The sequence below is a fragment of the Pseudomonas sp. GW821-FHT09C09 genome, from assembly GCF_059418105.1.
Genome location: NZ_JBWKPF010000001.1, coordinates 210,556 through 231,674 on the forward strand (window position 1 = coordinate 210,556; position 21,119 = coordinate 231,674).

Consider the following 21,119-nt stretch of genomic DNA (forward strand, 5'->3'; position numbering starts at 1 on the left):
ATGACTCCCCGTACCGCCCTTGGCGCCCTGCATATCGGCGCACTGATGTTCGGCCTCACCGGCGTCTTCGGCAAACTCGCCGCCGCAACCCCGGCGGTCATCGTCTTTGGACGGGCCGCGTTTGCCGTTGTCGCGCTGGCGTTTTTCGCCCGTTTCGCCCAACAGGGCGGCTGGCAGAAACTGCAAGCCGTGGACTGGCGACGCCTGGCCCTGAGCGGTGTTTTGCTGGCCGGGCACTGGGTGAGTTTCTTCATTGCGGTGAAGGTAGCCGGTGTTGCGGTGGCCACCCTGGGTTTCGCCAGTTTCCCGGCCTTCACGGTGATTCTCGAAGGGCTGATTTTCCGCGAACGTATCCGCGCCAACGAAATCATTCTGGTGGCACTGGTCAGTGTCGGTCTGGTGCTGGTGACCCCGGCGTTCGACCTGGCCAGCGGCGCTACCACCGGGTTGCTCTGGGCGATCCTGTCCGGCCTGCTGTTTTCCCTGCTGTCGCTGACCAACCGTGCCAGTTCCGGACGCATTCCGGCGGTGCAGGCAGCACTGTGTCAGAACGTGGTGGTGGCGTTGTGTCTGCTGCCGGTGGCGGCGCCGCAACTGAGCGACGTGCGCGCCATCGACTGGTTGTGGATCGCCCTGCTCGGGGTGTTCTGCACCGGCGTCGCCCACAGCCTGTTCGTTGCCAGCCTTGCGGTGATCAAGGCGCGCACCGCGGCAGTGGTGTTCGCCATGGAGCCGGTGTACGGCATCACCGTCGCGTGGCTGCTGTTCGATGAAAACCCGACCCTGCGCATGCTGGTCGGTGGCGCGCTGATCATCGTCGCCATCGTGGTGTCGAGCCAGATGTCAGGCAGCGCCAGCAAAAAAACGGTGGAGGCCGAGGCCGCGTCTCATTGAGTGCGATCGTTGTGTCCGAGGTCACGCTCAGGGTCGATCTGATCGCGGACTCGCTGCTTGAGCACCTTGGCTTCGGGGAAGCCACCGTCGGCCTTGCGCTCCCAGATCTGCACACCGTCGCAACTGATGTGAAAGATCCCGCCGGTGCCCGGCACCAGTGACACCTTGCCAAGATCGTCGCCAAAGGTGCTGAGCAGCTCCTGCGCCAGCCATGCGGCGCGCAACAGCCACTGGCATTGCGTGCAGTAGGTGATGACGATTTCCGGTTTTGTCGCGGTCATGATCGCTGAAACTCCTGAGCCAGAGGGCGCCGCTATAATAGCCGGCTTTAACGCTCGCCCCGAGACTCACAATGCGTCGTCTGCTGATCTGCCTTTTGCTTGGTTTCCTTCCGCTGTTCGTTCATGCCACTGAAGCGCCGCGACCGAAAGTCGGCCTCGTGCTGTCCGGTGGCGCGGCCCGTGGGCTGGCACACATCGGCGTGCTCAAGGCGCTGGAAGAGCAAGGCATCAAGATCGATGCAATTGCCGGTACCAGCATGGGCGCGGTGGTCGGTGGGCTGTATGCCTCGGGTTACAAGATCGACGAACTGGAAAAACTCGCCCTCAACATCGACTGGCAGCAAGCCCTGTCCGATGCGCCGCCCCGGGAAGACGTACCGTTTCGGCGCAAACAGGATGACCGCGACTTTCTGGTGAAGCAGAAACTGAGCTTTCGCGACGACGGCAGCCTCGGCCTGCCGCTCGGAGTAATTCAAGGGCAGAACCTGGCGCTACTGCTGGAAAGCCTGCTGGCGCACACCAGCGACACCCGTGATTTCGACAAGCTGCCGATCCCGTTCCGCGCCGTGGCCACCGACATCGCCAACGGCGAAAAAGTGGTGTTTCGCAAAGGCCATCTGCCCCAGGTGATCCGTGCCAGCATGTCGATCCCGGCGGTGTTCGCCCCGGTCGAACTGGATGGCCGGCTGCTGGTGGACGGTGGCATGACCGACAACATTCCTCTGGATGTGGCCCGGGAAATGGGTGTCGATGTGGCCATCGTGGTCGACATCGGCACCCCGCTGCGCAACCGCAAGCAACTGACCACCGTGGTCGATGTGCTGAACCAGTCGATCACCCTGATGACCCGGCGCAACTCCGAAGAGCAACTGGCGGCGCTGCATCCGGACGACGTGCTGATCCAGCCGCCGCTGGCCAGTTTCGGCGCCACCGATTTCGGTCGCGCCGAGGAAATGATCGATGCCGGTTATCGTGCAGCCAAGGCCCTCGACGCCCGCCTCGCCCGTTTGAAACCCGCAGAATCTCAGGACGCCGAGCTCAACGCTGCCCGCGCACCGGGCCAGCGCACGCCGATCATCACCGCGATCAAGGTCGAGAACGACTCGAAAGTCGGCGACGACGTGATCCGCTACTACATCCGCCAGCCCATCGGAGAGCCGCTGGACCTTGGGCGCCTGCACTCGGACATGGGCACCCTGTACGGCCTGGACTACTTCGAACAGGTGCAATACCGCGTGGTGCACAAGGGCCATGAACACACACTGGTGATCAGTGCCCGGGGCAAGCGCAGCGGCACCGACTACTTGCGGGTCGGCTTGAACCTGTCGGACGACATGCGCGGCGACAGCGCCTTCAACCTCGGCGCCAGCTACCGAATGAACGGTATCAACCGCCTCGGCGCCGAATGGCTGACCCGGGCGCAGATCGGTGACAAACAGGAACTCTACACCGAGTTCTACCAGCCGCTGGATGTTGGCTCACGCTACTTCGTCGCGCCCTATGCAGCCTTCGAAGCGCAGAACGTCGATTCGGTGCTCGACAACGATCCGATCGCCCAATATCGCGTCGAGCGCTACGGCTTCGGCCTCAATGTCGGCCGCCAGATCGGCAACAACGGTGAAATCCGCTTCGGTGTCGGTGAAGCCTGGGGCAAGGCTGATGTACGGATCGGCGATCAGAATCTGCCGAGCGAACACTTCAACGAAGGTTTCTATGCGCTGAAATATTCGTTCGACTCACTGGATAACGTGTACTTCCCCCACGACGGCAAGGACGTCAGCCTGACCCTGATGCAATTCGAACCGAGCCTGGGCTCCGACACGCGCTACCGGCAGTGGGAATTCAAACTGGACAAGGCCATGAGCAGCGGCCCGAACACACTGATTCTGGGCGGGCGTTACGGCCGCACGCTGGACGATGCGAATGTGGTGACGTCGAGCTTCCTGCTCGGCGGCGCCCGACAGCTGTCCGGCTTCCGCGAAGATGCCATCTCCGGGCAGAACGTCAGCCTGATGCGGGCCGTGTACTACCGCCGCCTGACGCCACGCGCCTACCTGCCGCTGGACTTCCCGTTGTATGCCGGCGGCTCGCTGGAGCGTGGCCGGGCCTGGAACAACGACAACGAGTTCGACAGCGGCTACATCAACGCGGCCAGCGTGTTCATCGGCTTTGACACACCGCTGGGCCCGCTGAATTTCAGCTATGGTCTCAACGACGCCAATGAACAGGCGGTTTATCTGAATCTGGGGCAGACCTTCTGACCCGGATCAGCGAATCCCCGCCAACAGGGTGCGGGCGGTCTGCCTGAGCGGCTCATCGCCCTCTTTCAGCAACTCATTGAGCAAGGCGATCGCACTGTCGAGGTCGCCATCGTCGATGCAGGTCTGGGCCTGTTCGAGCTTGCCGGCGTTGGCGGCTTCTGTCGGATCCAGCTCGGGCTCCGGCGCCTGCAGGTCCAGCGGTTCCAGGGCCAGTGACTGACCGGGATCGCCAAACTCGTTGAGAAAGTCTTCATCGATAGCCTGGACTTCAGGCTCGGCGATCCACTCCAGCTCTGTCGTTTCAACGTCATCGCCGGTGGTTTGCGGCAATTCGAAATCCTGCGGCAGGACTTGCAGGCTCGAGCCAAGTGCCGATGGCGCCAAGGACTGTGGGTTCGTTGCCGGGCGACTGTCTTCCAGATCCCAGCTGGAATCCATCGACAGTTGCTCCAGATTCAGCTCGAAATCATCCTCGGCCAGCGGTGTTGTGGGTGCAGGTTGCTCAACGGGTAACGCGGCAATGACCGGAGCCGCTGCAACCAAAGGTTCAGTCCTGGCCAGTTTCGGATATCGGGCGCGAATCTCCTGCAACCGTTGCTCCTCGACACCGAGCTGGCGCAAGTGGTTTTCCTGATCGTCATAGGCCACCTGATCGCCCTGGCGCCCCAGCACCTCGAGCAACTGCACGCCGAGATCAATGCGCTCCGGTTCTTTTTGCAAGGCGTCGCGCAGCAATCCGAGCGCTTCGCCCAGTCGTCCGTAAGCCAGATAAATGCCCACGGCTTCCAGCACATCGCCGTTTGTCTGCTCGTCTCGATGCTCGACGGCGCCATGGGCAGCATTCGGACGAACATGTTCGCTGTCATTGAGCTCCGGTTCGCTTCGCTGCGGCAGCACGCGTGCCGGCACGTCCGGGATCACTGCCGGCTGACGTCGGCGGCGAACGATCAGCCCCGCCACCAACCCTCCCAGTAGCACCAGCAAGCCACCGAGCAATGGCCAACTGACGGAGTCGTCTTGATTCTCCGCCGGCGCAATGACCGGCGCCGGGATCGAGGCAGGCGCCGCCGGGGTTGCGGGTGCCGGAGGTGCTTGCTGAACCTGTGCGAGATGCGCCTGCAGATCGGCAAGCTGTTTTTTGCCGTCGGCGATTTGCACGTCCTGAGCCTGAAGCTTCAGGTTCAGCTCATCGATGGTTTTCTGCAGTTGCTGGTTCAGCAACACGCTGGCCGCCAGCTGTTCCGCTTGGGCGTCGTTGGTTGCGGACGTTTGAGGCGTCGGCGCGGCCGGTGCTGCAGCAGGTTTGTTCTGGGGGGTGGCGGCAGGCGCCTCGGGCGTTGGAAACTCCGAAGACTGCGCATGGACATCAGGTTCGTCGGTGGCCGGCACGATGCCCGGCGAACCCGGCGGATCGATCAGCACTGTGTATTCGCGCAGCACATGGCCGTTGGGCTGATTGAGCTGCACCAGGAAGTTCAGGAAAGGTTCGTTGACCGGTTTGGTCGAGGTCACCCGGATCAGATTACGATTGCCATGCAGGATCGGGGTGAACTTGAGGTCGTTGAGGAAGAACACCCGCTCGACCCCGGCACGGCCGAATTCGTCCGCCGAGGCCAGGCTGGCCGACAGCTCGCCGGCACTGAGCCCTGCGGCGTCCACCAGGGCGATGTCGGCCTTGAGCGGTTGATTGAGCGCTGAATGCACGGTGATGTCACCGAGACCCAGCGCCAGTGATGCCGTGGACCAGGTGAGTACACCGGCCACCAGCAGCGAATTGGCGCAACGCAGTACTACGTGCCGACTGTCGAGCATGAGCATCCCTTAAATAAGCAAAACCGACTTCTATGGGTTCGCACATCCGGTACGAACACGATATTGCCCAGTAGTTCTTATAGTCTGCCCAGCGCGATCCCTCAAAAAAACGGCACGTCGTTGTGCCTCAAGATTTTTCCAGGTTGGCCAGAATGTGCCCGTGAACCCGCATGCACACCTTCATGTCAGCCTCATCGATGCCCTCGAACAACTCCGTGCGCAGTTGCGTGGCGATGGTTTCGATCTGTTCGATCAACGGGCGGGCCGGGGCACACAGTACGATCTTTTTCGCCCGACGGTCTTCCATCACGGACTGGCGTTGCACCAGCCCCTGGCTTTCCAGGCTGTCGAGCAATCGTGCGAGGGTCGGTCCTTCGACGCCGACGCTTTGCGCCAGCTCCCGTTGGGTCGGCGCCTCTTCGAAACGAGCCAGATGCAGCAGCACCAGCCAGCGCGCCTGGGACAGACCCAGACCGGCCAGCCGGCGATCCAGTTCGGCACGCCAGCCACGGGACATCTGGGCCAGTTGCATGCCAAAGCGGTGTTGATCGGTTAACGGCATAAAACACTCATGGTTAGACTGAAGAAATAGAGAAAAACTAATTATTAGTCAGCTAAGCATGACATTTGGCTATAGGCAAGAGCCGCCCTGTACTGAATCGTTACATCCGTATAACGGTTTGTGTAAGCAAATGCTCACATCTCGAATTCAGATTGCAGCGCAGCCCTTACGCAATACAGCACACCTTCCGGTACACGACCGGCGAACAGCTGCGCCACTTCGGCGACCGACGGCAACTCGCCCTCGCCGTCGAGGAACGCGTCCTGAACTTCGCCCATCAAGTCTTCCGGCAAATCCAGCGCCTGCTCCAGCGACAATTGCTGCTTGCCGATGGCTTCGGCGAGCATGGTGTAGACGTTCTTTTCCGAGCACTGCAACTGACCGGCAATCTGCAGCGGCGTCATGCCGGCGCGGGCCAGGGTGATCAGTTCGTGGCGCACGTCGGCCACCACTTTCGGCGCCTCGGCCTCGCCGCCCAGCACCTCGAGGAAGGCCTCGCCGTAGCGCTCCAGCTTGCGCGCGCCGACGCCGCTGACCCGGGCCATGTCCGCCAGCGAAGTCGGCTGGCTGCGGAGCATTTCCAGCAGGGTCGAGTCGGGGAAGATGACGTACGGCGGCACACCATGTTCTTCCGCCAGTTTGCGTCGCAAGGCACGCAAGGCTTCCCACTGTTCGCGTTCTTCGCCACGCACCAGCTGGCTGGCCTGGCTCTTGCTGCCGCTCTTGGCGGTGATTTGTGGCTTGAGGTCGCGGCGCAGCTCCAGGCTCACCTCGCCCTTGAGCAGCGGCCGGCACGTGTCGCTCAGACGCAGCCCGCCATAGCCTTCATGATCGACGTCCGCCAGACCACGGGCCACCAACTGGCGGAACAGCGAACGCCATTCGCTCTCCCCCAGCGCCTTGCCCACGCCGAACACCGACAGGTGCTGATGGCCGAAGCTGCGAACCTTTTCGTTGTCCTTGCCCAGCAGCACGTCCACCAGATGGCCGACGCCGTAACGCTGGCCGGTGCGATAGATCGCCGACAGCGCCTGACGCGCTGGCTCGGTGGCGTCCCAAGTCTGCACGCCGTCGATGCAGTTGTCGCAGTGGCCGCAAGGCTCCGGCATGTCTTCGTCGAAATACGCCAGCAGCGCCTGACGGCGGCAGCGGGTTTCTTCGCAAAGCGAGAGCATGGCATCGAGCTTGTGCTGCTCCAGACGCTTGTGGCGCTCGTCGCCCTCGGAGTTCTGCAGCATCTGCTTGAGCATCACCACGTCCTGCAGACCGTAGGCCATCCACGCATCCGCCGGCAGACCATCACGGCCGCCGCGTCCGGTTTCCTGGTAATACGCCTCAAGGGATTTCGGCAGGTCGAGGTGAGCAACAAAGCGCACGTTGGGTTTATCGATACCCATGCCGAACGCCACGGTGGCGACCATGATCAGGCCTTCCTCGTTGAGGAAGCGCTTCTGGTGATAGGCGCGCAGATCGTTGGGCAGACCGGCGTGATACGGCAGCGCCGGGAAGCCCTGTTCGGTGAGGAACGCGGCCACCTCCTCCACCTTCTTGCGCGACAGGCAGTAGACGATGCCGGCGTCGCTGCGTCGCTCGGCGAGGAACGCCAGCAACTGCTTGCGCGGCTGCTCCTTGGGCACGATACGGTAGAAGATGTTCGGACGGTCGAAGCTCGACAGGAAACGCTCGGCGTTCTGCAGGTGCAGACGGGTGACGATTTCTTCGCGGGTACGCTTGTCGGCAGTGGCGGTCAGGGCGATGCGTGGCACGTCGGGGAACATTTCCGCCAACTGGCCCAGTTGCAGGTATTCCGGGCGGAAATCGTGGCCCCATTGCGATACGCAGTGCGCTTCGTCGATGGCGAACAGGGCAATGTTCAAGCCTTGCAGAAATGACAGCATGCGCGGCTGCACCAGACGCTCCGGCGCCAGATACAGCATCTTCACTTCGCCGCGCTTGATCCGGTTGGCGAGGTCGCGCTGTTGTTCGGCGCTCAGGGTGGAGTTCAACGCAGCGGCTGCCACGCCCAGCTCTTCGAGGGTGGCGACCTGATCGTCCATCAGCGCTATCAGCGGCGACACCACCACCGCCAGGCCGTCGCGCAGCAGCGCCGGCACCTGGAAGCACAGGGACTTGCCGCCGCCGGTCGGCATCAGGACAAGGGCATCACCGCCACTGGCCACGCGCTCAATGATTGCACCCTGACGGCCACGGAAACTGTCGTAGCCGAAGATGTCCTTGAGGACGCGTTGAGCCTGTTCGAGCATAAAAACTCCAAAAATCCACCGAAACATCCCTGCACAGGCTGGTTCAAGACAGCCGAGGCTGCTTTAAACAAAACGTAAGGGCGCATTGCATGACGCCGTACGGATTCAGCCGCGACACCGGCAGGGATCGCAAAGCGCGGCAGTATACCCGAGCCCTCCCCGGCAAAGGGCACCGCCGATAAGAAGCTTGTGCGGGCAAATCTGCCGTGCGGCTGGCTTGAGGGCTCAAGAAGGCCTAGAATTCCCGCATTGTTTATTCCCCCAAGGTAGCCCTTTAATGTCCTTCGCCGAGCAACTAACCCGCCTGCAAGTCTTCCTCGACGCCGACGAGCTGCATGAAGAGGCGCTGGACTACGTGGCCGCTCACGGTTACCTGACCGCGCTGTCGATCTGCGCCGACGTGGTGCCGGACCGTGAGTGGATCGACGCCCTGTTCGCCGAAGAGCCGCATTACAGCAGCGAAGCCCAGCGCGAAGAGATCGAAGCCACGCTGATCGGCCTCAAGGCCCACATCGCCCGCCAACTGGCGTCCGATGAAGAGTTCGAGCTGCCATGCGAACTGGACCTGGGCGACGAGCCGGACGATTCGGAACTGCGCGGCTGGTGCATCGGCTTCATGGAAGGCGTGTTCCTGCGCGAAGCGGCCTGGTTCGAAACCGCCGAAGAAGAAGTCAGCGAAATGCTCCTGCCGATCATGGTCGGTTCGGGCCTGTTCGACGAACAGCCTGAATTCGAAGACATCGCCAAGGACGCCAACCTGATGGACGACATGATCGTGCAGATTCCGGAAGCCCTGACCGCGCTGTACCTGCTGTGCCAGGCACCCGACGAAAAACCGGCGATCCTCAAGCCACGTCACCACTAAGATCCAGCCTATGGACAGCCCCATAGGCAACCGCCCCCTGATGTTGCGCTACATCCTGCTGGCCATCGGCTGGCTCAGCGTGGCATTGGGGGTGATCGGGATTTTCCTGCCTGTTCTCCCCACTACCCCTTTCCTCCTGCTGGCAGCCGCCTGCTTCGCCCGCAGCTCTCCGCGTTTCTACCAATGGCTGGTCGAGCATCCCCGGCTCGGGCCATGGATCCGCGATTACCTCGATGGCAACGGCATACCGCTCAAGGGCAAGGTCTACGCGATCGGGCTGATGTGGACGAGCATTCTGTTCTCGTGCTACCTGGTGCCACTGGTGTGGGCGCGGGGTTTCATGCTGACCAGTGCGGTGCTGGTGACGGTTTATATCTTGCGGCAGAAGACGTTGCACAAACCCTGAATCACAGCGACATCAGCTCGCAGGTATTCACCTGTTTTCATTCACAGTAGAATTTGCGCCACATTGGTTCCCGCAAATACAGCGACTGCCGTAGCCTGACATCGGTCTACATGGAGGAAAGTCTTTGAAACTGATCAGGCTCGAGCTGGAAAACTACCGCTGTTTTCCTGCACTCACTCTTGAAATCGACCCGCAATTAACCTTATTGGTTGCCAAGAACGGGAAGGGAAAGACCAGTCTGCTCGATGCAGTAAAGGTTGCCTTATGGCCTTACGTTCGCGGATTCGACCTTGGCAGTATTACAAACGACTACACGGGTATACATCCTGACGATGTTTTCTTGCGCCCGCTCAAAGCACATCAGATGGAGCCTTCACTTCCCACTCGACTGACCGCTCACGCACTTATTCAGGAGAACCAGTATCAATGGTCGCGCCGCAGAGAAAGTATCCGAAAAGGCACGCAAACGCGTGAAGACTCTGCAGCTCTGGAATTAGTAGCTACAGCCCAGGCATTGGAAACCATAATATTTGACGGAACTTCAGATAAGCACCGTCAACCCTCATTATCCGTGCTCGCTTACTACGGCACCGGGCGACTCTGGCGCCAGAGGTGGAACACGCCTTCTGAGAAGACCGAGAATGCTGAACTATCCCGAACCTATGGATACAGAGATTGTCTGGACTCATCTTCAAGCTATAAACACTTCGCCAAATGGTACACGCGAATATTTCGCAGCTATCGCGAAGAGCAGATACGTAATATTGAACGCGGAAAGCTCAGCGTTGATGTGAAAGACGAATTCGCACATCCTGTTCTGGCTGTCCAGAACGCAGTGAATGCCGTTCTCGCGACGCAAACTGGCTGGCGAGATCTGGCCTATAGCAGCGAATTCTCCGATCTTGTACTGGAACATCCACTTCACGGCACGTTGAAGGTCAGCCAACTCAGTGACGGGATTCGCAGCATCGTCGCGCTTGCTGCCGATATCGCCTACCGCTGCGTCAAGCTCAATCCTCATATGGGTATTCACGCGCCAATTAAAAGCCGTGGTGTTGTATTGATCGATGAAGTCGATATGCATCTTCATCCTGCCTGGCAACAAACCGTGATACCTGATTTGCTGGGAGCGTTTCCTCTCCTCCAGTTCATAATGACATCGCACAGTCCGCAGACAATAACTTCCATCCCAGCTCACTGTATTCGTGTACTTCAAACCATCAAGGATGAAAACGGTCAGCACGTTTCGATAAGCAATGTCGATCAACAAACTCAGGGCGTTGCCAGCTCTCAAGTGCTGGCGCATGTAATGGGCATCGACCCGACACCCGATAATGAGCCTGCACGAAAACTGAGTTTGTACATGGGATTGATTCAGCAAAATCTACATGAGGGTGCGGAAGGACTGGAACTGCGAACCTATCTGGACAAGCACTTCACTCCCCAGCACCCAAGCATGCTGGACTGCGATCGGCTGATCCGACTCGAAGCCTTCAAGCGCAAGCAACTGACGAAACAGTAAGGACAAAGGAATCGGCAAATGCGAAAGCTTGTCCGGGGTGAAGGCCCACACTGTCTGACCCGCTATAGGCATGGAGTGCATAGATGGTCCCTCGAATCTCCGACACCACCCGAGCGCGAACAGGTATGGGAGCATCTTCGAACCATGCAGGGTACCCGTTGTGCCTACTGTGAAGCAGATATTGGTCGACCCGGTCGTTCTCATATTGAGCACTTTCGACAGAGAGACCGGCACCCACAAGGTACTTTTGACTGGTCGAATCTGTTTGGCTCATGCAACCGCGAAGATACCTGCGGTAAATTCAAGGACGCCTGCGGTCCCTATGAACACAGTGACTTGCTCAAACCTGACGTAGATGAACCTGATGATTTCTTCATCTACGTCAACGACGGCACTATCGCACCGCGCGACAACCTGGATGAACCAGCACGTAAAAGAGCTATCGAGACTCTGCGCATTTTCAATCTGGATGCTCAAAACGGAGCACTGCGTGAAATGAGGCGGGAGGCAATTCGCCCGTACCTGGATACGGCACAGACAATCATGGAGATGCTTGAAGAGTTCTCGCCGAGCGATATTCAAGCGTTCATAGATGGAGAGATTCAGAATATCGCGCACCTCCCTTTCGCAACTTCGATCCGGCACACGCTCTCCGTGATGGCCTGATCAAACCAATTAAATTGCTCAAAAAAGCCCATCCTCCAATTCAATAGAGAGTTTGGGCTTTTTCGTTTTTGCACAAACCCAAGCTGTTGTTGAAGAGTGTTGAATGTTATGTCCGCAAAGCCACGCCACCTTGCGCCTTTGCCTACGCATCCGCCAGAATCCGCCGGCTTGTGCGCCTTGGGGGCGGGTTCTATTGTTTGGCGGTCGCTGAAAAACAGCGATCGGGTTTAGCAGCCCGGATTCACTCTAGACGCACAATGCCGTTCGCTCGTGATCAGGCTGACGCCTGTCCGTTCACGTTATGGCGGCTTTGCGTGGGGCACTTCGGTGCGCCGGGTTCTAGAGTCCTGGTCTGCTAACCCGCGTACGGCCGCCACCTCTTTCGTTTAGCAGCGAAGCGTGGCGCCTCCACTACTCTAGAGGCTTTACCCATGATCAAACCAACGCCAAACCCGCCGGAAGTCGATTCGACTTCCCCCTACGAAACCCTCGATTCCAAGAAATTCCACGAAGCCGCCGAACGCGCCCTCGATCACTACCTCAACCCCTTCCACCCCAGAAAGCCGCTGCTCAAACCCAACACCTGCTACCTCATCGCCCCCGGTATGCCGAGCGAAGAACTGTTGGCCGACGCCTGCGAAACCCTGACCTCGGCCAAAACCATGGCCAGCGATTTCGCCGGGATGATCGATGCACCGCAGCGGCATGTGCTGCTGGGTATCGGGCAACTGATCATGCTGGCGGAACTGGCGGTGAACCGGGTGCTGGATAATCTGGAACTGAAGGCAGAGGCGCCGCTGTAGCCTTAGCAAAGAAAAAACCCGCCGCCCCGTTAGATCGGGACGGCGGGTTTTGTCGTTTCAGCCCCGGCTCACACCGTGTCCACCTTCAACGAATGATCATTCAACATCCCGTTGATGATGGTCGCCGTGTCATGGCCGCCGGCAATCACCCCGCCCGCCCCCGGTGTCACGCCGTAGTGGCTGGCGAGGTTGACGCCGGCCAGGTCGATGGTCTGGTTCGGCGTGGCGCCGGCCATGGCGCTGACGTCGATGGTGGTGACCACCGAAGCGCCGCTGCCGGTGACGGTGAAGTGCAGGTAGTCATCCAGTGACGCCGCGGTGCCGTTTTCACCTTGCAGCAGTTGCGACAGGTCGAGCTTGTCGGTGCCGGGGGTGAAGTCGGTGACCGTATCGTGGCCGCTGTTGCCCTTGAGCCACTGGAAGGTGTCGGCCCCCGGCCCGCCGGTCAGGGTGTTGTTGCCCATCCCGCCGATCAGCAGGTCATCACCGCCACCGCCATTGAGGATGTCGTTGCCCAGGCCTCCATTGATCACGTTGTTATTGTTGTCGCCGGTCAGGGTGTCGTTGAAGTTGGAGCCGACGAGGTTTTCGACGTTGCTGATGGTGTCGATGCCGGCGCCGATGGTGTTCTGCGCACCAAGCAGGCTCAGGTTGACCGTGACCCCGGCCGTCGCGTGGGCATAGCTGACCGTGTCGATACCGGTGCCGCCATCGAGGATGTCATTGCCCGGGCCGCTGTAGAGCAAGTCATTGCCGGCGCCGCCGTGCAGTTCGTTGTTGCCGGAGCCGGCGGTGAGCACGTCGTTGCCGTCGCCACCATTGAGGATGTTGTCGCCGCTGCCCGCCACCAGCACGTCATCGCCGGACGTACCGGTGAGGGTGTGGCCGTCCTGATAGCTGATGGTCACGTTGGCGGAGTCGCTGCCGCCGTGGTTGTCGTTGGCGGTGTAGGTGCCATGGAAGTCCGGGGTGACGTCGTGGGCCCCGGCGTAGTTGACCGTCATGGTCAGTTGGTAGTTTTCCGCAGCGTTGGTGTTACTGCCACTGGTGTTGGTGATGTTGGTGATGTTGGTGATGTGGATCTGATACGTGCCATCGGCGCTGGCGGTGATGGTGCCGCCATCGGCGATGCTGACGAACGCCCCACCGTTCACCGAATACTCCATGGTGATGTGCCCGGCCGCCAGGTTGTGATCGAGGTTGAGGGTCTCGCCCTGTTTCAGTTTGACGGTGATCAGGTCTTCATCGTTGGCATTGGCGTTGGTCACCGCGCCGAGGTAGCCACTGACCACCAGCACCGCCGTCATGGCCGCCGTGTTGGCCGCAAAGGAGCTGCGCACATCGGCCAGGTTCTGGTTGGCGCTGGTGTTGGTGGTGCCGGTGAAGCTGATCGCGCCGCTGCCGGTGAAGTCCGCACCCTTGGCGGCCCAACCGGTGTTGAAGGTGGTGGGCGAAGCACTGAGGGTATCGTTGTCCGGATCGGTGTCGTTGGCCAGCAGCAGCTCGCCCGGCACAGTCACATTGCTCGACAGCACGTTGGTGATGATGTGGTCATCCACCGCCACCGGTGGCGAGTTGGGGATCACTTTCACCGTCAGCGTGGAGCTGGCGAGGTCGCCGTCGTTGTCGCTGAGGGTGAAGCCAATGTTCTCGGTGATCACCGTCGTGGTGGTTTTCTGAGAGGTGTAGCTGTAGTCGCCGGTATCGAGGTTGACCACCAGCGTGCCGCTGTTGTTGGTGGCGATGCTCAGGGTGTTGTTCACCGTGTTGAAGGTGCCGTGGTTGGTGCCGCCGCTGGCGGTCAGCGAACCCTGGCCGCTGTTGGCTTTCGGATCGTAGGTGTAGGTCGTGCCGTCGACCACGATGGACTTGATGAAACCGCCATCGGCGCCGAACGAACCACTGTCACCCAACAGCGAACCGGTGACTGGTGCGCCTTCCACGGTTCCGGACAGCACCGAGTTCAGTTGATTGAGATCGGTGACCACCACCGCATTGGTGTTGGTGTGGCTGATGCCGTCGTAGGCCAGTGGATCGAGGTTGGCGTTGCTGACGCCGTTGCCCAGGCCGATCGCATAGTTCTTGATGTTGTTGGCATCGAGGAAGTTTTTCAGCGCGGTCTCGTCGGCGGTGCCGATTTCCTGGCCGGTGGTGGGTTTGCCGTCGGAGAAGAAGTACCCGACATTCTGCGCCCCGGTGAGTTTGCCCGAGGTGTTGAACGCGGTCTGCATGGTCGCCACGGCCGCATCGTAGTTGGTGCCGCCACCGGCGCTGAGGCCGGCGAGCAGGGTCTTGGCCGTCGCCACATCGACCCACACCGAAGTGCGATCGGTGGCGTTGCTGCTGAAGGTGACGAGTTGCACTTTCACATCGCCGAGATCGTCGTACTTGTCGAGCAAGGCACTGATCGCCTGCTTGGCCAGGTCCAGGCGCGACAGGCCCGGCACGCCGGAGGCGTCGGCCATGCTGCCGGAGATGTCGAGCACGATGAGGATGTTGGAGTCGATCTCCACCGCCGCCACCGAACGATCCGACGCCACAGCCTTGGGCACGTCGTCGACGATGTTGACCACGATGGTGCTGGTGGTGCTGTTGCCCAGCGCATCGGTGGCTTTGTAGGTGAAGCTTTCGCTTAGCGTGTTCGCACCGTCATTGGCGTTTGGCGTGGTTTTCGGTGCCGACGTCAGGGTGTAGGTGTAGGTGCCGTCGGCGTTGAGCTGGATCTGCCCGTACGTGCCGGTGCTGCTGCCGACCAGGGTGTAGGTGATCGCGCCGCTGCCGCCGGTGACCGCGCCGACCAGGGTGCCGCTGGCGGTTTCGCCGGTGTTGGTCGGGTCGCTGCCGATGACCGTGCCGGGGGCCAGGTCTTGCCCGTCCTTGGTCAGGTCGAGGGCTTTTTCGTAGACGGTCACGTCCTGATCCACCGAGGCCACGAGTTTGCTGTCAGCCACGTTGACGGTGATGGTGGTGGTGCTTTCGTCGCCGTCACTGTCGCGGATGGTGTAGGTGAACGTGTCGGTGGCGCCCGGCGGGCTCACTGAGTTCGGGTTGCTGTGATAGACCGCGTTGCCCGCCGCATCCAGGGTCAGGTAACCGTAGGTGCCGTTGATGTTGCTGTTGAGGCCGCCGATGGCCGAGGTCGAGGTGTCGCCGCCGGCCCTTACGCCCACCACCGCACCGCCCGCTGCCGGGCCGTCGGCACCGGTGACGTCGTTGCCCAGCACACTGATATTGACGGTGCCGCCCTCCACCACCGAGCCGGTGTCGGCCTTGGCGGTCGGCAGGTCATCGACGATGTTGACGTTGATCTGCCCCGACGCGGTGCTGCCATCGCCATCGGTAGCCACCACGTTGAAGTTTTCGGTGATGCTGTTGGCACCGTTGCCGGTCGGGTGCGCGTCGTTGTGCACCAGGGTGTAGCTGTAACTCACGACACCGGTTGCGGCGTTGAAGCCGGTGACCGTCAGCGTGCTGCCCAGCGGCGTGGTGACCGATTGCGGGAAGCCGGCGGCCACGCCGTTGGTGACCACCGCGATGCCGCCGACAGTGAGGGTTTGCAGACCGTCGAGTGCGGTGACGGTGAAGGTGCCGCTCTGGGTCAGGGCCGTGGCGTCCGGCGCAGTGCCGTTGCCGAGGTTTTTCTCGTAGACGGTGAGTTCGCCGCCGTTGACGTCGAGGCCGCTGAGAATCACCGGATCGTCGTTGTTGTGGATCTGCAGCACGAGGTTCGCAGTGCTGGTATCGCCGTCCGAGTCGGTGATGGTGTAGGTGAAGGTTTCGGTGCCGTTGCCACCGCCGTGCAGGTTTTTGAAGTCGGCGTCATTGGTGTTGAGGGTGTAGGTGTAAGTGCCGTTGGCGTTGAGCACCAGCGTGCCGTAAGTCCCGGTGAAGGTGCCGGCGGTGATCGGGCCGGCGTTGGGGCCGGTCGGAACGCGGTCGGCGCCTTGTACGTCGTTGGTCAGGACGTTGCCGGTCAGCGTGAGGTTGGTTTCCGAGGCGGTGCCGGTGTTGGTGTCGTTTACGGCTTTTGGAAGGTCGTCGACGATGTTTACATCCAACGAAGCATTCGCAGTAGTGCCGTTATCGTCCACCACCGTCACAGCGAATTGCTCACTCAGTGTGTTCGCGCCATTGGCGGTTGGGTGTGCATCGTTGTGGTCGAGGGTGTAGCTGTAGCTGACGACGCCGGTCGTGGCGTTGAAACCGGTGATGGTCAGCGTGCTGCCCAGCGGTGTGGTGACGGATTGCGGAAAACCTGCTGCTACACCGTTGGTGACGACGGCAATGCCGCCGACAGTCAGCGTGGTCACACCGTCCAGCGCGGTGATGGTGAACGTGCCACTTTGAGTCAGGGCGGTGGCATCCGGCGCACTGCCGGTGCTCAGGTTTTTCTCGAAAACCGTCAGCTCGCCACCGTTGACGTCGAGACCGTTGATGATCACCGGATCGTCGTTGTTGTGAATCTGCAGCACGAGGTTCGCGGTGCTGGTGTCGCCGTCCGAATCGGTGATGGTGTAGGTGAAAGTTTCCGTGCCGTTGCCGCCACCGTGCAGGGCTTTGAAGTCGGCATCATTCGGATTGACTGTGTAGGTGTAAGTGCCGTTGGCGTTCAACACCAGAGTGCCGTAAGTACCCGTAAAAGTACCGGCAGTAATCGGGCCAGCGTTCGGCCCTGTTGGCACGCGGTCAGCGCCTTGTACGTCGTTGGTCAATACGTTGCCAGTCAGCGTCAGGTTGGTCTCAGAAGCGGTGCCGGTATTGCTGTCGTCCACACCTTTTGGCAGGTCATCGACAATGTTCACATCCAGCGATGCATTGGCTGTGGTTCCATTGTCATCAACCACCGTCACAGCAAATTGTTCACTCAGGGTGTTAGCGCCGTTGGCAGTCGGATGCGCATCGTTGTGATCGAGGGTGTAGCTGTAGCTGACGACACCGGTCGTTGCGTTGAACCCGGTGATGGTCAGTGTGCTGCCCAACGGCGTGGTCACCGATTGCGGGAACCCGGCTGCCACGCCGTTGGTGACGACGGCGATTCCGCCGACAGTCAGCGTGGTCACACCGTCCAAAGCAGTGATGGTGAAGGTGCCGCTTTGAGTCAGCGCGGTAGCATCCGGCGCACTGCCGGTGCTGAGGTTTTTCTCGAAAACGGTGAGTTCACCACCGTTCACATCCAGGCCGCTGATGGTTACCGGATCGTCATTGTTGTGGATCTGCAAAACCAGACTCGCAGTACTGGTGTCACCGTCCGAATCGGTGATGGTGTAGGTGAAAGTTTCGGTGCCGTTGCCGCCGCCGTGCAGGTTTTTGAAGTCGGCATCATTGGTGTTCAGTGTGTAGGTGTAAGTGCCGTTGGCATTGAGCACCAGCGTGCCGTAAGTCCCGGCGAAGGTACCGGCAGTGATCGGCCCGGCGTTGGGGCCGGTCGGCACGCGGTCGGCGCCTTGCACGTCGTTGGTCAGGACATTGCCGATCAGGGTCAGGTTGGTTTCCGAAGCGGTACCGGTGTTGCTGTCGTCCACGGCTTTGGGCAAGTCATCGACGATGTTGACGTCGAGGCTGGCATTGGCGGTCGTGCCGTTGTCATCAACCACGGTGACAGCGAACTGCTCGCTCAACGTATTGGCGCCGTTGGCGGTTGGGTGCGCATCGTTGTGATCGAGGGTGTAGCTATAGCTGACGACACCCGTCGTGGCGTTGAAGCCGGTGATGGTCAGCGTACTGCCCAGCGGCGTAGTGACCGATTGCGGGAAACCGGCGGCCACACCGTTGGTGACGACGGCAATGCCGCCCACGGTCAGTGTGGTTACGCCGTCCAAAGCAGTGATCGTGAAAGTACCGCTCTGAGTCAAAGCCGCAGTATCCGGCGCACTGCCGGTGCCGAGATTTTTCTCGAAAACAGTGAGTTCACCGCCGTTAACGTCGAGGCCGCTGATAACCACCGGATCGTCGTTGTTGTGGATCTGCAGCACGAGGTTCGCGGTGCTGGTATCGCCATCGGAATCGGTGATGGTGTAGGTGAAGGTTTCAGTGCCGTTGCCACCGCCATGCAGATTCTTGAAGTCGGCGTCGTTAGGGTTGACGGTGTAGGTGTAGGAACCATCGGCATTCAGCACCAGGGTGCCGTAAGTTCCGGTGAAGGTTCCGGCGGTGACCGGGCCGGTCGGCACACGGTCGGCGCCCTGCACGTCGTTGGTCAGGACGTTGCCGGTCAGCGTGAGATTGGTTTCCGAAGCCGTACCGGTGTTGCTGTCGTCCACGGCTTTTGGCACGTCGTCGATGATGTTCACATCCAGCGAAGCATTGGCCGTGGTGCCGTTGTCATCGACGACGGTGACCGCGAACTGTTCGCTCAAGGTGTTGGCGCCATTGGCGGTTGGGTGTGCATCGTTGTGGTCGAGGGTGTAGCTGTAACTCACTACACCAGTCGTGGCGTTGAAACCGGTGATGGTCAGTGTGCTGCCCAAAGGAGTTGTGACCGACTGCGGGAAGCCTGCGGCCACACCGTTGGTAACGACCGCTATACCGCCCACGGTCAGCGTCGTTACGCCATCCAAAGCAGTGATGGTGAAGGTGCCGCTCTGAGTCAGCGCGGTAGCATCCGGCGCGCTGCCGCTGCTGAGGTTTTTCTCGAAAACAGTGAGTTCACCGCCGTTAACGTCGAGGCCGTTGATGATTACCGGATCGTCGTTGTTATGAATTTGCAGCACCAGATTCGCGGTACTGGTGTCGCCGTCAGAATCGGTGATCGTGTAGGTGAAGGTTTCAGTGCCGTTACCACCGCCATGCAGATTCTTGAAGTCGGCGTCGTTAGGGTTGACGGTGTAGGTGTAGGAACCGTCGGCATTCAGTACCAGCGTACCGTAGGTTCCGGTGAAGGTTCCGGCGGTGACCGGGCCAGTCGGCACACGGTCGGCACCTTGCACGTCATTGGTCAGCACGTTCCCGGTCAACGTGAGATTGGTTTCCGAAGCCGTGCCGGCATTGCTGTCGTCCACGGCTTTTGGCACGTCGTCGACGATGTTCACGTCCAGAGAAGCGTTAGCGGTGGTGCCGTTGTCATCCACCACAGTGACCGCGAACTGCTCACTCAAGGTGTTGGCGCCGTTGGCGGTCGGGTGCGCGTCGTTGTGGTCGAGGGTGTAGCTGTAGCTGACGACACCCGTGGTGGCATTGAACCCGGTGATGGTCAGCGTGCTGCCCAGCGGCGTCGTGACCGATTGCGGGAAACCGGCGGATACACCATTGGTGACGACGGCAATGCCGCCGACAGTCAGCGTGGTCACGCCGTCCAGCGCGGTGATGGTGAAAGTGCCGCTCTGAGTCAGCGCGGTAGCATCCGGCGCACTACCGGTGCTCAGGTCTTTCTCGAAAACCGTCAGCTCGCCGCCCTCGACGTTCAACCCGTTGATGAGCACCGGATCGTCGTTGTTGTGGATCTGCAGAACGAGGTTTGCAGTGCTGGTGTCACCATCGGAATCGCGCAGGGTGTAGGTGAAGGTTTCTGTCCCGTTGCCGCCGCCATGCAACGCCTTGAAATCCGCGTCGCTGGTATTGAGCGTGTAGGTGTAAGTGCCGTTGGCGTTCAGCACCAGCGTGCCGTAAGTCCCGGTGAACGTACCGGCAACTACCGGGCCGCTGTTGGGGCCGACAGGAATGCGGTCGGCGCCCTGCACGTCGTTGGTCAGCACGTTGCCGGTCAGGCTCAGGTTGGTTTCCGAAGCGGTGCTGGCGTTGCTGTCATCCACCGCTTTGGGCACATCATCGGTGATGTTCACATCCAGCGAGCCGGTCGCGGTATCGCCATTGATGTCACCGGCAACCACGGTGAAATGTTCGCTGAGGCTGTTGGCACCGTCGCCCGCAGGATGGGCATCGTTGCCGTTGAGGGTGTAGCTGTAAGTGACCGTGCCGTTCGCCGGGTTGTAACCGGTGATGGTCAAGGTGTTGCCCAGTTGCGTGGTGATCGATTGCGGGAAACCGACCGGCACGCCGCCTACGATGACGTTGATACCGCCGATGCTCAGGCTGGTCAGACCATCGGGCGCGGCGATGCTGAAGCTGCCGGCCTGGGTCAGCGCGCCGGGATTGGCGGCAGAACCGTCCGGCAGATTGGCTTCGTTGAGCGTCAGTTCGCCCCCGGGTACATCGAGGCCTGTGAGGGTGACCAGGTTATTGACCGGTGGCGGGATGACCGGCGCTGGCGTGTTGTCGCCGTTGTCGATCACCGCGTAGTGCCGCTCTTGCGGGAACTCGGGAATGCCATTGAAACCGGCGGTGGGAAAACCGACGACCGGATCGACCCGCCCGGCGACTTCTGTCAGCAATACGAAACTGTGGCCGCCGCCCTTGCCGCCATTGGCATCGCCCGGGGCATCGGGGCCTGCGGCAGTGGCCTCAGCAGATTTAGTCGGGTCTTCACCGGCGGCAATGGCTTTCTGGATCTGTGCCACGTCGGTGAGTTGGGCATCGCTCGGGGTCAGCGCTTCCGGGGCATCCACATGGGGCGCGTGGTTGGCCAGCAATTGGCCGGTCAGGGTCATGCTGCTGTCGCGGCCCAGGGTCAGTTCCTGACCGTTTTGCAGATGGACGGCGACCGCCCCTTCCGCACCGGTGATCAATTGATCCCCCGTAAACAGCCGATCGCCTTCGACCAATGCACGCCGACTTCCGTCAGCGGCTTGAGCGAAAACCTGACCAATGACTTTGGTGACGGTCCCGATGAGCGTTGCCATGTGCATTTCCTCCGCTGCCGACCACCGTCGGCACTGGTTCGCGAAGCA

At 60.7% G+C, this 21,119-nt stretch carries 12 protein-coding genes; 7 read left to right on the forward strand and 5 right to left on the reverse strand.

Features of this window, described 5'->3' with window-relative positions; translation table 11 throughout:
- A complete protein-coding gene (locus tag AC07NR_RS01015; protein ID WP_495077622.1) occupies positions 1-894 on the forward strand; it encodes a DMT family transporter in 894 nt (297 codons plus the stop codon).
- Here AC07NR_RS01015 and AC07NR_RS01020 read toward each other — a convergent pair.
- The gene (locus AC07NR_RS01020; RefSeq protein ID WP_192560071.1) at positions 888-1,175 is read right to left on the reverse strand and encodes an Rdx family protein; all 288 of its coding nucleotides are present in this window, start codon (positions 1,173-1,175) and stop codon (positions 888-890) included. The two genes, AC07NR_RS01015 and AC07NR_RS01020, sit on opposite strands and share 7 nt — an antisense overlap.
- Positions 1,176-1,246: 71 nt before the next feature.
- Here AC07NR_RS01020 and AC07NR_RS01025 point away from each other — a divergent pair, with 71 nt between their 5' ends.
- Positions 1,247-3,436, forward strand: a complete 2,190-nt coding sequence (locus AC07NR_RS01025; protein WP_495077623.1) for a patatin-like phospholipase family protein — start codon at positions 1,247-1,249, stop codon at positions 3,434-3,436.
- A gap of 6 nt (positions 3,437-3,442) precedes the next feature.
- On the opposite strand, the gene AC07NR_RS01030 is transcribed toward AC07NR_RS01025, so the two are convergent.
- From AC07NR_RS01030 to recQ, 3 genes are all read right to left on the reverse strand, one after another.
- Entirely contained in the window at positions 3,443-5,248 is a 1,806-nt protein-coding gene (locus AC07NR_RS01030; protein ID WP_495077624.1) for a motility hub landmark protein FimV, read from the reverse strand.
- A 127-nt stretch (positions 5,249-5,375) separates the two neighbouring features.
- Positions 5,376-5,810, reverse strand: a complete 435-nt coding sequence (locus tag AC07NR_RS01035; protein WP_085710387.1) for a MarR family transcriptional regulator — start codon at positions 5,808-5,810, stop codon at positions 5,376-5,378.
- A 134-nt stretch (positions 5,811-5,944) separates the two neighbouring features.
- Positions 5,945-8,074, reverse strand: coding sequence for a DNA helicase RecQ (gene recQ, locus AC07NR_RS01040; RefSeq protein ID WP_495077625.1), 2,130 nt, complete (start codon positions 8,072-8,074; stop codon positions 5,945-5,947).
- Between the two features lie 277 nt (positions 8,075-8,351).
- Here recQ and AC07NR_RS01045 point away from each other — a divergent pair, with 277 nt between their 5' ends.
- From AC07NR_RS01045 to AC07NR_RS01065, 5 genes are all read left to right on the forward strand, one after another.
- Positions 8,352-8,939, forward strand: coding sequence for a UPF0149 family protein (locus AC07NR_RS01045; RefSeq protein WP_085710385.1), 588 nt, complete (start codon positions 8,352-8,354; stop codon positions 8,937-8,939).
- Positions 8,940-8,949: 10 nt separating this feature from the next.
- Positions 8,950-9,345, forward strand: a complete 396-nt coding sequence (locus tag AC07NR_RS01050; RefSeq protein ID WP_495077626.1) for a YbaN family protein — start codon at positions 8,950-8,952, stop codon at positions 9,343-9,345.
- Positions 9,346-9,469: 124 nt separating this feature from the next.
- Positions 9,470-10,867, forward strand: a complete 1,398-nt coding sequence (locus tag AC07NR_RS01055; protein WP_305834682.1) for an AAA family ATPase — start codon at positions 9,470-9,472, stop codon at positions 10,865-10,867.
- A gap of 18 nt (positions 10,868-10,885) precedes the next feature.
- The gene (gene ptuB / locus AC07NR_RS01060) at positions 10,886-11,533 is read left to right on the forward strand and encodes a retron Ec78 anti-phage system effector HNH endonuclease PtuB (RefSeq protein ID WP_263860086.1); all 648 of its coding nucleotides are present in this window, start codon (positions 10,886-10,888) and stop codon (positions 11,531-11,533) included.
- A 431-nt stretch (positions 11,534-11,964) separates the two neighbouring features.
- Complete coding sequence (locus AC07NR_RS01065) at positions 11,965-12,336, forward strand: DUF6124 family protein (protein WP_495077627.1); 372 nt, start codon at positions 11,965-11,967, stop codon at positions 12,334-12,336.
- 68 nt (positions 12,337-12,404) lie between these two features.
- Here the strand turns inward: AC07NR_RS01065 and AC07NR_RS01070 are convergent, their stop codons facing one another.
- Positions 12,405-21,071, reverse strand: a complete 8,667-nt coding sequence (locus AC07NR_RS01070) for a retention module-containing protein (RefSeq protein ID WP_495077628.1) — start codon at positions 21,069-21,071, stop codon at positions 12,405-12,407.
- Between the last annotated feature and the right edge of the window lie 48 nt (positions 21,072-21,119).